14 protein-coding genes are annotated in these 12631 nt (G+C 71.7%); 1 reads left to right on the top strand and 13 read right to left on the bottom strand.

The annotated features are described in order from the left end of the window. The first annotated feature begins 107 nt into the window (after positions 1 to 107). Complete coding sequence (locus AB0367_RS32585; RefSeq protein ID WP_366230324.1) at positions 108 to 1046, top strand: TIGR03619 family F420-dependent LLM class oxidoreductase; 939 nt, start codon at positions 108 to 110, stop codon at positions 1044 to 1046. Here the strand turns inward: AB0367_RS32585 and AB0367_RS32590 are convergent. From AB0367_RS32590 to AB0367_RS32650, 13 genes are all read right to left on the bottom strand, one after another. Beyond that, positions 1019 to 2005 carry a zinc-binding dehydrogenase gene (locus AB0367_RS32590; RefSeq protein ID WP_366230325.1) on the bottom strand — a complete coding sequence of 329 codons (987 nt, stop codon included), beginning with the start codon at positions 2003 to 2005 and terminating at the stop codon, positions 1019 to 1021. The two genes, AB0367_RS32585 and AB0367_RS32590, sit on opposite strands and share 28 nt — an antisense overlap. A gap of 72 nt (positions 2006 to 2077) precedes the next feature. After that, entirely contained in the window at positions 2078 to 2377 is a 300-nt protein-coding gene (locus AB0367_RS32595; RefSeq protein ID WP_366230326.1) for a hypothetical protein, read from the bottom strand. A gap of 3 nt (positions 2378 to 2380) precedes the next feature. Then, positions 2381 to 3463 carry an ABC transporter substrate-binding protein gene (locus tag AB0367_RS32600; RefSeq protein WP_366230327.1) on the bottom strand — a complete coding sequence of 361 codons (1083 nt, stop codon included), beginning with the start codon at positions 3461 to 3463 and terminating at the stop codon, positions 2381 to 2383. Between the two features lie 34 nt (positions 3464 to 3497). After that, positions 3498 to 4388: an ABC transporter permease gene (locus tag AB0367_RS32605; RefSeq protein ID WP_366230328.1), complete on the bottom strand. Its 891-nt coding sequence runs from the start codon at positions 4386 to 4388 to the stop codon at positions 3498 to 3500. A gap of 2 nt (positions 4389 to 4390) precedes the next feature. Beyond that, positions 4391 to 5221, bottom strand: a complete 831-nt coding sequence (locus AB0367_RS32610) for an ABC transporter ATP-binding protein (protein ID WP_366230329.1) — start codon at positions 5219 to 5221, stop codon at positions 4391 to 4393. Between the two features lie 37 nt (positions 5222 to 5258). After that, positions 5259 to 6035 carry an SDR family oxidoreductase gene (locus AB0367_RS32615; RefSeq protein WP_366230330.1) on the bottom strand — a complete coding sequence of 259 codons (777 nt, stop codon included), beginning with the start codon at positions 6033 to 6035 and terminating at the stop codon, positions 5259 to 5261. Beyond that, positions 6026 to 6682, bottom strand: a complete 657-nt coding sequence (locus AB0367_RS32620) for an isochorismatase family cysteine hydrolase (protein WP_366230331.1) — start codon at positions 6680 to 6682, stop codon at positions 6026 to 6028. Before AB0367_RS32620 ends, AB0367_RS32615 begins: the two co-directional genes overlap by 10 nt. Next, positions 6660 to 7757: a Gfo/Idh/MocA family oxidoreductase gene (locus AB0367_RS32625; RefSeq protein ID WP_366230332.1), complete on the bottom strand. Its 1098-nt coding sequence runs from the start codon at positions 7755 to 7757 to the stop codon at positions 6660 to 6662. Before AB0367_RS32625 ends, AB0367_RS32620 begins: the two co-directional genes overlap by 23 nt. Before the next feature lies 1 nt (position 7758). Further along, positions 7759 to 8643 carry an amidohydrolase family protein gene (locus AB0367_RS32630; protein ID WP_366230333.1) on the bottom strand — a complete coding sequence of 295 codons (885 nt, stop codon included), beginning with the start codon at positions 8641 to 8643 and terminating at the stop codon, positions 7759 to 7761. A gap of 4 nt (positions 8644 to 8647) precedes the next feature. After that, entirely contained in the window at positions 8648 to 9469 is an 822-nt protein-coding gene (locus AB0367_RS32635) for an enoyl-CoA hydratase-related protein (protein WP_366230334.1), read from the bottom strand. 82 nt (positions 9470 to 9551) lie between these two features. Then, a complete protein-coding gene (locus tag AB0367_RS32640) occupies positions 9552 to 10730 on the bottom strand; it encodes an acyl-CoA dehydrogenase family protein (RefSeq protein ID WP_366230335.1) in 1179 nt (392 codons plus the stop codon). Beyond that, positions 10731 to 11726: an acyl-CoA dehydrogenase gene (locus AB0367_RS32645; protein WP_366230336.1), complete on the bottom strand. Its 996-nt coding sequence runs from the start codon at positions 11724 to 11726 to the stop codon at positions 10731 to 10733. It lies immediately after the preceding gene. A gap of 16 nt (positions 11727 to 11742) precedes the next feature. Next, a complete protein-coding gene (locus AB0367_RS32650; protein WP_366230349.1) occupies positions 11743 to 12588 on the bottom strand; it encodes an enoyl-CoA hydratase/isomerase family protein in 846 nt (281 codons plus the stop codon). Positions 12589 to 12631: the final 43 nt, after the last annotated feature.

A 12631-nucleotide genomic window follows, 5' to 3' on the forward strand; every position in this document is an offset into this window, starting at 1 on the left:
GGCTTGGCCTGGTGCGATCCCGGCCCACACAGGTAAGCTACCAAGCGATTGCTTGGTTGGGAAACCTGTTGGCTACCAACGGTTCCGATGACGAAAGTGGAGACGCGATGGCGCGGCTTGGCTTCAACCTGATGGGCGTGGACGAGCTCTATGGCGGCCGGTTCACCGGCATCCTCGAGGCGGCGGCCATGGCCGACCGGATGGGCGTCGACCTGCTCGTGCTTCCCGACCACGTGACGATGAGCGAGCAGGCCCACCGCGACCGGGTGGCCCTCGGCTTCCCGTACCCGATCTCGACCAACTGGTACGAGCCGCTGACCGCGCTGGCGGCGGTCGCCACCGTCACCGAGCGCGCCCGCGTCGGCACCAACGTGCTCGTCGCGCCGCTTCGCCCCGCGGTGCTGCTGGCCAAGCAGCTCGCGACGCTCGACGTCATCTGTGCCGGGCGGCTCGATGTGGGCCTCGGGGCGGGCTGGCAAGTGGAGGAGTACCGGGTCACCGAGCGGCCGTTCGAGGGCCGCTTCGGATACCTCGAGGAGCAGGTCGCGGCCTGCCGCGCACTGTGGGCCGGTGGCCCCGCGGCGCATGAGGGCCGGCGGCTGGACTTCACGGACCTGCACAGCATGCCGGTGCCGGTGCAGGGCGCGGACCTGCGGCTGTCGTTCGGCTTCAACCCCACCGCCCGGGCGATAGAGCGCATCGTGCGCCTCGGCGTGGGTTGGTGGGCGCCTCCGATGCCGATCGAGGCCGTGCGGGCCGCGATCGCCGGCATCCGCGAGGAGTGCCAGCGGGTCGGCCGGGATCCGGGTTCGGTCACCCTCACCACGGCCACGACACTCGTACCGCACGGGAAGTCAGCCGAGGAGGTCGGCGCGATGCCCGTCCTCGAGGAGGCGCAGGCGTTGTGGGACGCCGGCGCCGACTGCGTCATCGTGCACCCGCTCGCGTTCGTCCGGACGCCCGAGGAGCTGCCGGGATTCCTGCGCCCCCTGCTCGACGCCCGGGACGCGCACAACCCTCACGACTCGAGGACCACTTTGAGCTGACCGGCGCGCGGGGCGGCGGCCAGCTCGTAGGCATCCTGGACGCGCGCCATGGGCAGCCGGTGCGTGACGTAGGCGTCCAGGATCGATGGATGCTCCCGCAGGTACCGCTGGGCGAGCCGGAGCACCCGCTGGCGGTCCTTGGTGGTGCCGGCCCGCAGGGTCAGGTCCTTGCGGAAGAACGTGTGCATCGGGACCGGATAGACGAGGTCGTCGGGCACGCCGAAGTAGTAGACCAGGCCGCCGGCCGCGACCGCGTCGACTGCGCAGGCGAGGGTGCCGACCTGGTGGCCGATGGACTCAACCACGACCTGCGGCCGATCGTCCGCGGCGAGCGACTCCACCCACCGGTCGCACGACGCCCGGACGAACTCGTCGACGCCGAAGACCCGCGCCTCGGCCGACCGGTCGACGCGGTCGACGCCGACCACGTGGGCCGCCCGGCCCATCGACTTCAGGACATGGCTGAACAGCATGCCGATCGGTCCCTGGCCGAGGACGGCGACCCGCTGCCCGGCCACGTCCCCCATCCGCTCGACCGCGTAGATCACGCAGGCCAACGGCTGGGCGACGACCGCGTCGGCCGGCGGCAGCGAGCCGTCGTCCGGTACCAGCGAGTCCCCTTCGGTGATGACCAGTTCGGCGATCGCGTCCTGGCCCAGAGCCCAGCCCACCGCGGTGGTGCCGGCCTCGAAGCCGGGGTGCCGCGAGGCGAGCACGTCGCCCACGACCTCGTGCATCGGGCAGCCCGGGCCCGGGGGCGCGCCGTCCGGGTGGTTGCCCAGCCCACCCGAGCGCTGGATGGCGCCCTTGAACAAGGGCATGTCGCTGCCGCAGATCGCACCGGCGCGCACCCGCAGCAGCACCTCGCCGGGGGCGAGGGCCGACGCGGTCGGCGCCGGCACGCGGACGTCGGCGAACGTCGCCGGTGCAACGAGTTGGGCTGCCCACATGTCACTCATCGCTGTGCTCCCTTTCGGACGTGCCTTCGGACGGCCTGCTGGGCGGGCCCGACGGCCCGCCCAGCAGGTACCTCACGCGTTCTCGGACCGCATGGACTCGACGTACTTGCGGATGACCTCGATGCCGTCGAACAGTTCGGTGAACGTCCACTCGCGCGGTGCGTCCGGAGCCGCCCGCAGCATCGCCAGCAGCGTCTCCTCGCTGTCCACGTTCGCGACGATCATCCGCCCGCCGCCGGCCATCGAGTACAGGCAGTCGAAGGTGCCGTCGGCCAGCCGGGCCGAGATCCAGTCGACGGCCACATCGGCGATCCGCAGTCCCAGCTCGGGGTCGACCGGGCCGTGGTGGCCGATGGCCAGGAACTTGCGCATCGGCTACGCGGCCAGCGCCGCTTGCCGCGGCCCGTCGTCGTAGAGCTTCGACTCGGGCAGGGGCTTGTCGAAGTTGACGATGCCGCCGATCTGGGCCCAGGCCGTCTCGATGGGTGCGATGTTCGAGATGGGGAACTTGAAGTCCGGGTCGAAGATCAGGCTGGACGGTCCGGTCAGCTGCGCCTCGGTCGCCTCCATCGCCTTGATGAGGCCCTGCTTCACCTCCGGGTTGCTGCGGTAGTCGCCCTGCAGGTAGGTGCGGCTGGTCCGGACGAGCGCGCGCAGGATGGCCGCGGCCACCTCCGGCTTCTCGGTGCGGATCTTCCCCATCCAGTAGCTCGTGATGGAGGCGTTGAACGGGATGATGAGCTTGTGGCCGGCCGCCTCGGCGGTGCTCCACACCGGGTCGGCCAGGTTGCCGGCGTCGACGGCGCCCGAGCCGAGCCCGGCCAGCAGGTCGGCCCCGCCCAGCGGGACGATCGTCACGTCCTTCACGGTGAGGTTGCAGGTCTTCAGGTACGCGGTCAGCTCCACCACGGCCGGAGAGCCGAGACCGGTCGCGGAGCCGGTCGACACCTTCTTGCCCTTCAGGTCGCAGGCATCGAAGGAACCATCCGGCTTGAGCAGGCTCTTGCGCACGTAGTAGCCCTGGTGGTTGGCCGGGCTCCAGCCGACGCCGCCGCCGACGCCCTTGATCTCGGCCCCGCCCGCGATGGCGTTGAACAGACCGGCCGACGGCGCGGCCGGCGCGAAGTCGATGTCACCCTTCTGCATCAGGACGACGAGGTTGTTCGTCTGGACCAGTTGGATGTTGATTTTGATGTTTTCCTTCTTGAACTCGCCGAAGTGCTCGGCGAGCAGCAACGGCGCGTACGCCTCGATGTTGCGGAAGGGGAGTGAGGCGTTGACCGTGACCTCGCTCGGCAGCGGCTTGGGCGCCGGAGTGTTCGGCCCGGTCGGGCCGGCGCTGGGCGGGGTAGCAGGCGGGGTAACGGTCGAGGCCGGCGCCGCGCCGTTGCCGCCACAGGCGGACAGCAGCGAGGCGGCGAGCACGGCGGCGACGGACGTGACTGCTATTCGGCGCACTGCGACTTCCTTTCTCGGGAACAGGGAAACGGATTTACACGAGGTTCCGGTCGCCGCCTTCGATCTCGACGCGAGCCCACGGCAGCACGAGCAGCGACACCCACTTGACGATGCTGCTGAGCAGCAGTCCCATGGCGGCGACCGCCACGATGCCGACGTACATCTTGGGCGCCTGGAAAAGCGTCCACGAGTACCAGATGAGATAGCCGATGCCCTCGCTCGCCTGGGTGAACTCGACGCCGACCATCATGAGCACGGCGACGCTGACCGACATCCGCAGGCCGATGAACATCTGTGGCAGGGCGGCCGGGAGCAGGACGTGCCGGAAGGTCTGCCACGGTCCGCAGTTGAAGCTCTGCGCCACCTCACGGTGCCCAGGGCTCACGGCCAGGAACGCGGCCATCGTGCTGACCCACATGAAGAAGAAGACCGTCATACCGATGGCCACGTTCAGGGCGGTGTCGGTGAGGCCGAAGATGAGCAGCAGCAACGGGAAGATGGCCAGTTTCGGCACCGTGTAGAGCGCCGAGAGCAGCGGCTCGAGGGTGGCCCGGACCCAGCGGGAGGCGCCGAGCGCGATGCCGGCCGCCACCCCCGAGACGACGCCCATGGCGCAGCCGATGAGCACCCGGGTCAGGCTGACCCAGAGATGGTGGAACAGCTCGCCGCTCTCGATGAGCGCAAGTGCGGCGCTCCAGACCTTGGTCGGCGGGGGGAAGAACAGCGGGTTCACCGCACCGCTCGTCGCGGCCACCTGCCACAGCACGAACAGCACCACTGGGGCGGCGAGGCCCAGCGCGATCTCGATGAGCCGGCGCCGGCGCCGCCGGCCCGCGGCCTTCTCCGGGGTCGCCGAGGCCTCGCGGCGTACCATCCGTCCGGTCGTCTGCTCGTCCGGCGGCACGAGCGCGGTTGTCTGGGCCATGACTACTCCTCTCCCGTCGCCAACGAGGCCTGGACCTCGTCGCGCAGCACATCCCAGACGTTCTGCTGCAGGGTCGCGAACTCGGGCATGCGGCGCAGGTCGCTCGAGCGGGGACGCCCGAACGGGACCGTGATGTCACTGACCACCCGGCCGGGCCGGGCCGACACGACGACCACGCGGTCGCCCAGGACGAGGGCCTCCTCGAGGCTGTGGGTAACGAAGATGACCGTGCGCCGGTCCTCCTCCCAGACCTTGAGGAGCACCTCCTGCAGCACGACCCGCATCTGGGCGTCGACGGCCGCGAACGGCTCGTCCATGAGCAGGATCTGGGGCTGTACGGCCAGTGCCCGGGCGATCGACACCCGCTGGCGCATGCCGCCGGAGAGGGTGGCCGGGTAGGCCTTCTCGAAGCCGTTCAGACCGAGCCGACGGATCCAGTGCATCGCCCGCTCGTTCGCCTCCCGCCGTGGCACCTTGGCCATGTCGAGGCCGAACCGCACGTTGGCCAGGACGGTCTTCCAGGGCAGCACGCCGTAGTCCTGGAAGACCATGGACGTCGCCACCCGGCCCTCGTCCAGCCAGAGGTCGAGGGTGCCGGCGGTCGGTGGCAGCAGGCCGTTGACGATGCGCAGGAACGTCGACTTGCCGCAGCCGGACGGACCTACCAGGCAGACGAACTCGCCGTCGGACACCCGCAGGTCGAGCGGGCCGAGGGCGTGGACGCGGTGCTTTCCGGAGATGAACTGCCGCTCCACGCCCGATGCGAGCAGCTTGGCGTTGGTGGGCGCCGTTGGCGGAGGCGCCGAGGTCGCGTGCCGTGTCTGTGTGTCCACTGTGCTCCAGGTGTTCTCAGGGCGGGGTGTTGACGGGTCAGCCGAACCACTGGCCGGCATTGACGTCCAGCGTCTGCCCGGTCACTCCGGCCGAGGCCGATGACCCGAGGAAGGCGACGACGTCGGCCACCTCACGGGCCGTCACGAACCGGCCCAGGCAGGTCGTCGCCTCGGCGGTCTGCCGGGCCTGCGCGGCGCTCGTGCCACGTTGGGTGCCGACATCGGCGAAGAACGCCTCAAGGTTGTCCGACTCGATGTAGCCGGGGACCACGGCGTTGACCCGGACCCCGTGCGGGCCGAGCTCGCGGGCCAGGACCTGGACCAGCGTGAGCATGGCCGACTTCATGGCCGCGTAGACGCCGGACTCCGGGTAGGGCTGGCGGGCCGAGATGGAGCTCACCAGGATGACCGACGCCGGCCGGCCCTTCATGAGCGGCAGCAGCTCGTACAGCAGGTTGGTCGCCGACAGGATGTTGCCGTCGACCGCCGCGTGCCAGTCGGCGGCCGAGCGCTCGCCCAATGACCCGAGCGGCGGCCGGGAGAACGCGTTGTGCACGAGGACGTCGACCGCGCCGTACCGCTCCCCCAGCAGCCGCGCGGCCTCGGCGCAGCGGGCCCGGTCGGTCAGGTCGGTCGGGAGGCGCAGCGCCGCCCGTCCGGCCGCGACGACCTCGCGCGCGACCTCGTCCAGGTACACACCCTGGCGGGCCAGCAGGGCCACGTCGGCCCCGGCCTCGGCGAAGGTCACGGCGAGCTCGCGGCCCAGTCCCCGGCCCACGCCCGCGATGGCGGCGACTCGTCCACTCAGGTCCATGCCGGCTCCGTCCGCTCGGTCGGCACCGGCCAGGCCGCGGCTATGTCGTCCACTGTGGATAGTGTGGCCAGGTGGCGCAGGCTGTGCCGGATGACGTCCGCCGCGTAGTCGGCCGGGACACCGGCCACACCGTCGACCGGCACCACCACGCGGTAGCCCAGCCCCACCGCCTCCATCGATGCGCCCAGGATGCCCATGTTCAACGACACGCCGACCAGGACGATCGTGCGCACGCCCAGGCCGCGCAGGGTCGCGTCGAGCTCGGTACCGGTGAACGGGGTCACGCCGTGCAGCCGCTCGACCGTGATGTCACCGTGCTCCGGCCCCAACTCCGGCAACAGCTGTGCCGACACCGAACCGGTGAGCAGGTGATCGGACATGGCCTCGGCCCGCTCGAGGATCGGCGCGTTGCTGGCGGCCCGCCGGCCGTCGGCCCGGCGGGCCACGGTGGCGTGCACGACTGCGACCTCGGCCGAGCGGGCCGCGGCCAGCAGACGGCGCACGCTGTCCACACCACCGCCGGCCCGCAGCTGCTCGCCCAGCTGCGGCACCAGACTCTCGGTGCCGACGATGCCCCGCTGCAGTTCCATCGTCAGCACCGCGGTGTCGCCGGGTCGGATCACCTCAGTGTCGATTCGTCGGCTCATGGGACTCCTCCGGGCTGAACGGGACGGAGACGGCACGGCGCTGCTCGGCCGACGTCTGGATGGCCTCGACCACGCGGAGCACGGCCAAGCCGTCGGCGAAGGTTGCCGGGCGGGGGAAGCGTGGTGCCGCCTCGCCGCCGGGGTTGTCGAGCCGCTGACGCAGCCAGCGGGCGAGGCCGGTGTAGGACGCGATCTCCTGCGCGGTCCACGGGCGGGTGTCGCCGGGAACCGCCGATGGCGGCGGGGGCGCGTCCGGGGTCAGCCGACGTGACCCGTCCGGCGTGGTGAGGTGCGCCTGGCCGTCCACAATGGATACCGTGCCGGCGGTGCCGGCCACCCGGGTCACCTCGACCGGCTCGCCCCAGGCCGCCGCGCACTCCTGGATCACCCCGACCGCACCGGTCGCGGTGCGCAGCAGCGCGCCGTAGCCGTCGTCGGCCCCTCCGGCCGACCGGGGCACCGCCTGGCCCAGCGTGGCCGACACCTCCACGATCGGGCCGAGCCAGAGCTGGAGCTGGTCCAGCAGGTGCGTGCCGTTGGCCCGCAGCCACCCACCACCGCGCGCCGGATCGAACCACCAGCCGGGCGTGCCCGCGTCGGCGGCGGCCAGGATCGGGTAGGAGCGCACGATCGTGGCCGTGTGCGGCCGGCCCACGTGGCCCGAGGCGATCGCGTCGCGGACCGCCTCGATCGCGGGGTCCCATCGGAACTCGGTGCCGACCAGGGCGACGACGCCGGCCTCGCCGGCCGCCTTCGTCATGGCCTCGGCCTGCTCGACCGAGAGCGCCAGCGGCTTCTCGCAGATCACGTGCCGGCCGGCCGCGATGGCCAGCCCGGCCAGTTCGGCGTGCGTGTCCGGCGGTGTGGCGATCGTGACGACCTCGGCGCCGGTGGCGTCCAGGGCGGTCGCGAGCGAGTCGAACCCGGCCGCCACGCTGACCCGCTGGGCTCGGCGGGTCGTCCGCTCGGCGTCCTGGCCGACCAGCGCGGCCACCTCGAACCCGGCCGCCCGCAGCGCCGGCACGTGCACCCGCAGGCCGAAGCCGGTTCCCACGACGATCGCGCGTCGGGCCATGTCATGCTCCGTCCGCGGCGAGGCCGAGCACCTTCAGGGCGTTGGTGCGCAGGAACTTCTCCCACACGTGCTCGTGCAGCGGCAGCTCGTCGAGCTCGGTGAAGATGCGCTCCAGCGACAGGCCCAGGGGGAAGTAGCCGGCGTAGAGCACCTTGTCCGCGCCGCGGGTGTTGGCGAAGTCCAGAATCTGCTTCGGGTAGTAGCGCGGGGCGAAGGCGCTGGTCGAGTAGTACAGATTCGGCCACTTCAGCAGCAGCTTCACGGCCAGGTCCACCCACGGCTCGCACCCGTGGCGGGTGACGAAGCGCAGCTCGGGAAAGAACCAGCAGACCTCGTCGATGAGGGCGACCTCCTGGGCCGCGAACGGGATGCGGGGTCCGGGCACGCCTGCACAGACGAAGATGGGGATGTCCAGGTCGATGCAGGCCGCGTAGAGCGGGTAAAACCGCTTGTCGTTGATGGGCACCGGCGGGTTGAGGCCGCTCGGCATCGCGCTCGCCGCCACGACGCCCAGCTCCTCGACCGCCCGCCGCAGCGCGCGAACGCCCTCCATCCCGGCGTTGGGGTCGACCGGGAACGCCGCGAGGAAGCGGTCGGGGTGGGCCCGCAGAGCCGCGACCGCGAGCTCGTCCTCGAAGCTCGCCGTGATCATCCCGCGCTCGACGCCCCAGCGGTCCATCTCCAGCAGCACGGCCTTGGCGCCGTCGGCGCTGAACCGCTGGTCGGGCAGGCTCTTGTACATGTACTCGGCCGGGAACCGGTACGTCTCCCGGCTCTCCTGGTCGCGCAGCTGGGTGCCGAGGAACCTGCGCCAGCTGTCGTCGGTGGGTCCCTTGGGGATTCCCATCATCAGGTCGATGACGCCGATGTCGGTGGGCCTGGGCATCGCCTCACCACCCCCGGAAGACCGGGTCGCGCTTCTCGGTGAAGCTGCGCAGCCCTTCGGCGCTGTCCTCGGTCCAGACGTTCATGGCCACGGCCATCTCCTCCCGGTCGAACGCCGCGACCCGATCCGAGTCCAGCGATTGGTTCAGCAGGCGCTTGGCCAGACCGATCGCGACGGTCGGCCCGGCCGCGAGTCGGGCGGCCAGCGCGTCGGCGGCGGTCTGCAGTTCCTCCGGCTCGACCACCTGGTGCACGATGCCCAGTCGCTCGGCCTCCACAATGGGCAGATCCCCGCCGAGCAGCAGCAGCCGCTTCGCCAGGTGCAGCCCGAGGATGCGGGGAAGCAGGTATGCCGCCCCGGCGTCGGGCACGATCCCGCGGGTGATGAACAGCTCCGCGAACCGGGCCCGGGTCGAGGCCACCACGAAGTCGGCCGCGAGGGCGAGCTGTGCCCCCATGCCGGCGGCCACCCCGTTCACCGCGGCTATGACCGGCTTGGGGCAGTCGAGCACCGCCGCGATGAGGGCCTGCGCGCTGCGCACACCGGGCCCGGTCTCGCCCACGACCCGGGCCGGTTGACCGTCCACGTCCGGATCGCGCCGGGGGCGGCTGAGGTCGCCGCCGGCGCAGAAGGCCCGGCCGACGCCCGAGAGCACGACCGCCCGCACCAGGACCGACGAGCCGGCCTGGTCCAGCAGCGAGATCAGCCGCTCGCGCTGCGGTGGTCCGAGCGCGTTGAGCTTCTCGGGGCGGTCGAGCACGATACGGGCCACACCGTCCGCGACGATGCAGCGCACCTGCTGGGTCACGTCCTCGACGACGGTCATGCTGCCTCCGCTTCTCTCCGGCCGCATGCCTTCCAAACTGAGCCGATGATGACCGGCCTCCTCCGCTTCGCTCCGGAACCGGTCATGCGCCCGCCCGCCTCGCCTGGGTCCGGGGCAGGCCGAGATGCCGCTCCGCGATGATGCCCCGCTGAATCTCGCTGGTGCCGGCGTAGATGGTGGTCACGACCGAATGCCGGAACTCGTGCTCGATCCAGCCGTCGGCCGGCGCGTCGGTGCCGTGGCCGGCGAGCAGCCCGTCCGCGCCGACGATGTCCACCAAGGATGATGCGGCCCGCATGAGCGCCTCCGAGCTGAAGAGCTTGGCCAGCGACCCCTCCGTGTGGGGCAGGACGTCGCGCGCGGTCAGCCAGGTCATGCGGTAGCCCATGAGGCGGCTCACCTCAAGGTCGGTGTAGGCCCGGGCCAGGCACGCCCGCACCTCGGGCCGTTCGATCGGCGCGTGTCCGTCGGCGCCGGGCGTGCGGGCCCAGGCGATGGCCCGGTCGACCAGGTGCAGCAGGTGCCCGGCCGCGGCCGGCTGCCGTTCGAAGGCGAGCGCCACCATCATGACGTCCCAGCCCCCGTCGACCTCGCCGACCCGGGCGCTGTCGGGGACCCGGGCCTGTTCGTAGAACGTCGCGTTGGTGCGCTCGCCGCCGAGCGTGCGCACCGGGCGTATCTCCACGCCCTCGGCGTCGAGCGGTACCAGAAACATGGTCAGGCCGCGGTGCTTGGGCACGTCCGGGTTGGTCCGGGCCAGCAGGAAGACGTAGGTCGCCTCGTGGGCCATGGTGGTGAACATCTTCTGGCCGTCGATGATCCACTCGTCGCCGTCGCGGGTCGCCCGGGTGCGGGCCGCGGCGACGTCGGAGCCCGAGTCCGGCTCCGAATACCCGAGACACATGAGGATCTCGCCGCTCAGGATGGCCGGGATGACCTCGCGTCGATGCCGCTCGGTGCCGACGATCTGCAGCGTCTTCGCCACCAGCTCGGCGATGAGCCAGCCCTCGATCGGGATCCCGGCCCGGGCGAACTCCTCGTTCAGCGTGGCCATCTCGAACGGATCCCGGCCCTGCCCGCCCTGGTCGACCGGCCAGGCCGCGGCCAGCCAGCCGCGTTCGGCCATGGCTCGGTGCACGCTCCAGCTGTGCAGCGTGCCGGAGTCGTGCACGGCGGCCGAGGTCGCCGGCGGCAGCTCGGCCAGGAACTGCCGGACCTCGGTCCGGAACCGTTGCTGCGCCTCGGAGAGCTCGAAGTCCATCTACCGCCGCCCCTCGTCGGTGTCGGCCAGGGCGAGTGTGACGACGGCATCGGTGGCCACGCCGGCGCCGCCGCCGAGGAGTCCCAGCGCCTTGGCCCGGCGGAAGTAGAGCTGGATGTCGTACTCCATCGTGTAGCCGTAGCCGCCATGGGCGTGCAGGCTGCGATCGGTGGCCTGGCGGGCGGCCCCGCTGGTGAAGGTGAAGGCCATCGCGGCCAGGCCGTGGCGCCGGGTGCTGCCGGTGTCGCCGGCCCAGGCCGCCTCGAGGACCAGCAGCTCGGCCCCGTCCAGAAGCGTCGCCGCGTCGGCCAGCTGATGGGCCAGCGCCTGGAACGAGCCGATCGGCTGGCCGAACTGGTGGCGCGTCTTCGCGTATTCGACGCCGAGGCGCAGGCCTGCGGCCCCGATGCCGACCAGGCTGGCCGCAGTGAGGATCCGCCAGTCGGCCAGGGCCTCCTCGAAGTGCGTGGCCGCCTGCGGTCCCGAGGCGAGCACGGTCGCGCCCGTGAGGTCCACGTGGCCGATCGCCAGCCCGGTCATTGTCTGCTTCGGACAGTCGACCTCGTGGCCGGGCCTGGACGCGACGATCCGGTCCCCATCCCACGCGAGGACCCGGTCGGCGACCGCCGCCCACGGCACCGTCCGGGCGACCCCGGCCACGGCCGGCCGGGGCGAGAACGTGACCAGGTCAGTGGAGTCGGTGCCGCCGAGGCGGTCGAGCAGCCGGGTCGCGACCAGGGTCTCCACCAGCGGGGCCGAGGCGAGACAGGCCCCGGCCGCCTGGGCGGCGATGGCGAGCTCAGCCAGTCGGGCCGGTGTTGCCTCGCGGGAACTCGCCAGATGGGGGAAGCCGAACTCGCCGAGCACCGCCCACAGCGCCGGATCGAAACCCAGCGGTTCGGCCGCCCGGACCCGCTCCGGCGTGGAGTGGTCGGCGAGCAGGGCGGTCAGGCCCGCCCGCAGGTCGAGTTGCTCGGTCGACAGGGAGAAGTCCATCAGCCGTTCCCGCCGCTCATCGCAGCCGCCACTGGGGCCGGTCGCCGGTCCGGAACGCCTGCTGGCCGGCGGCCAGGGCGGCCGGATCGGTGCCGGCGGCGACCAGCGCGTGCGCGACGCCCAGTGCCTGTCCCGGCGTCATCTGCGAGCCGGCCCAGATGGAGCGCAGGGTCGCTTGCACCGCGAGCGGCGGCAGGGCCGCGATGGTCCCGGCGATCGCCCCGGCCGCCGCCCGCAGCTGGTCGCTCGGCACCACCTCGGACACCAGGCCGATGTCGAGCGCGCGCTGGGCCGACATCCGCTCGGCCGACCCGAGCAGCGTCAGCCGTAGTACCTCGCCCAACGGCATGCGGCGCAACAGATGCAGCGGCTCGAACACGGCCGGCATGCCGAACGTCGTGTGCGGGTCGAAGAACGTGGCCCTGTCGGCGGCGATGATGATGTCGGACTCGCCGAGCAGGTAGAACGCACCACCACACGCGATGCCGTTGACCGCGGCGATGACCGGCTTCCATAGACCGCACGACTTGGGGCCGAGGAAGTCGCCGACATCCGCGCGCAGGAACGGGCTGCTCGCCTTCAGCAGCGCGGTCGACTCGTCGTCGGCGCCGTCGGCGTCGAGGCCCGAGCGGTCGTACCCGGTGCAGAACGCCTTCTCGCCGGCCCCGGTGACGACCACGACCCGCACCTCGTCGTCGAGGCGCAGCCGCGCCCACACGCCGGCCAGCTCGCGCAGCATCGTCTCGTTGAACGAGTTCAACACCTCGGGACGGTTCAGCTCGACCCATGCGACCCCGGCGTCGACGCGGAGCCGCAGCGTGGACAGCGCGGCATCGTCACTGGCAAGGGGTGTGTTGTGCATCACGTCGCGGAGGTTATAAGGTTAAACCCTTAGACGTCAAGGG

Origin of the sequence: Dactylosporangium sp. NPDC051484, from assembly GCF_040689395.1 — a bacterium.
Taxonomy (GTDB): Bacteria; Actinomycetota; Actinomycetes; order Mycobacteriales; family Micromonosporaceae; genus Dactylosporangium.

What these genes read in the sequence shown, in the direction of transcription:
- AB0367_RS32605 (WP_366230328.1), bottom strand. Translation starts at nt 4,388, where the DNA reads ATGGCCCAGACAACCGCGCTCGTGCCGCCGGACGAGCAGACGACCGGA.
- AB0367_RS32635 (WP_366230334.1), bottom strand. Translation starts at nt 9,469, where the DNA reads ATGACCGTCGTCGAGGACGTGACCCAGCAGGTGCGCTGCATCGTCGCG.
- AB0367_RS32625 (WP_366230332.1), bottom strand. Translation starts at nt 7,757, where the DNA reads ATGGCCCGACGCGCGATCGTCGTGGGAACCGGCTTCGGCCTGCGGGTG.
- AB0367_RS32595 (WP_366230326.1), bottom strand. Translation starts at nt 2,377, where the DNA reads ATGCGCAAGTTCCTGGCCATCGGCCACCACGGCCCGGTCGACCCCGAG.
- AB0367_RS32630 (WP_366230333.1), bottom strand. Translation starts at nt 8,643, where the DNA reads ATGCCCAGGCCCACCGACATCGGCGTCATCGACCTGATGATGGGAATC.
- AB0367_RS32645 (WP_366230336.1), bottom strand. Translation starts at nt 11,726, where the DNA reads ATGGACTTCTCCCTGTCGACCGAGCAACTCGACCTGCGGGCGGGCCTG.
- AB0367_RS32585 (WP_366230324.1), top strand. Translation starts at nt 108, where the DNA reads ATGGCGCGGCTTGGCTTCAACCTGATGGGCGTGGACGAGCTCTATGGC.
- AB0367_RS32650 (WP_366230349.1), bottom strand. Translation starts at nt 12,588, where the DNA reads ATGCACAACACACCCCTTGCCAGTGACGATGCCGCGCTGTCCACGCTG.
- AB0367_RS32590 (WP_366230325.1), bottom strand. Translation starts at nt 2,005, where the DNA reads ATGAGTGACATGTGGGCAGCCCAACTCGTTGCACCGGCGACGTTCGCC.
- AB0367_RS32620 (WP_366230331.1), bottom strand. Translation starts at nt 6,682, where the DNA reads ATGAGCCGACGAATCGACACTGAGGTGATCCGACCCGGCGACACCGCG.
- AB0367_RS32640 (WP_366230335.1), bottom strand. Translation starts at nt 10,730, where the DNA reads ATGGACTTCGAGCTCTCCGAGGCGCAGCAACGGTTCCGGACCGAGGTC.
- AB0367_RS32615 (WP_366230330.1), bottom strand. Translation starts at nt 6,035, where the DNA reads ATGGACCTGAGTGGACGAGTCGCCGCCATCGCGGGCGTGGGCCGGGGA.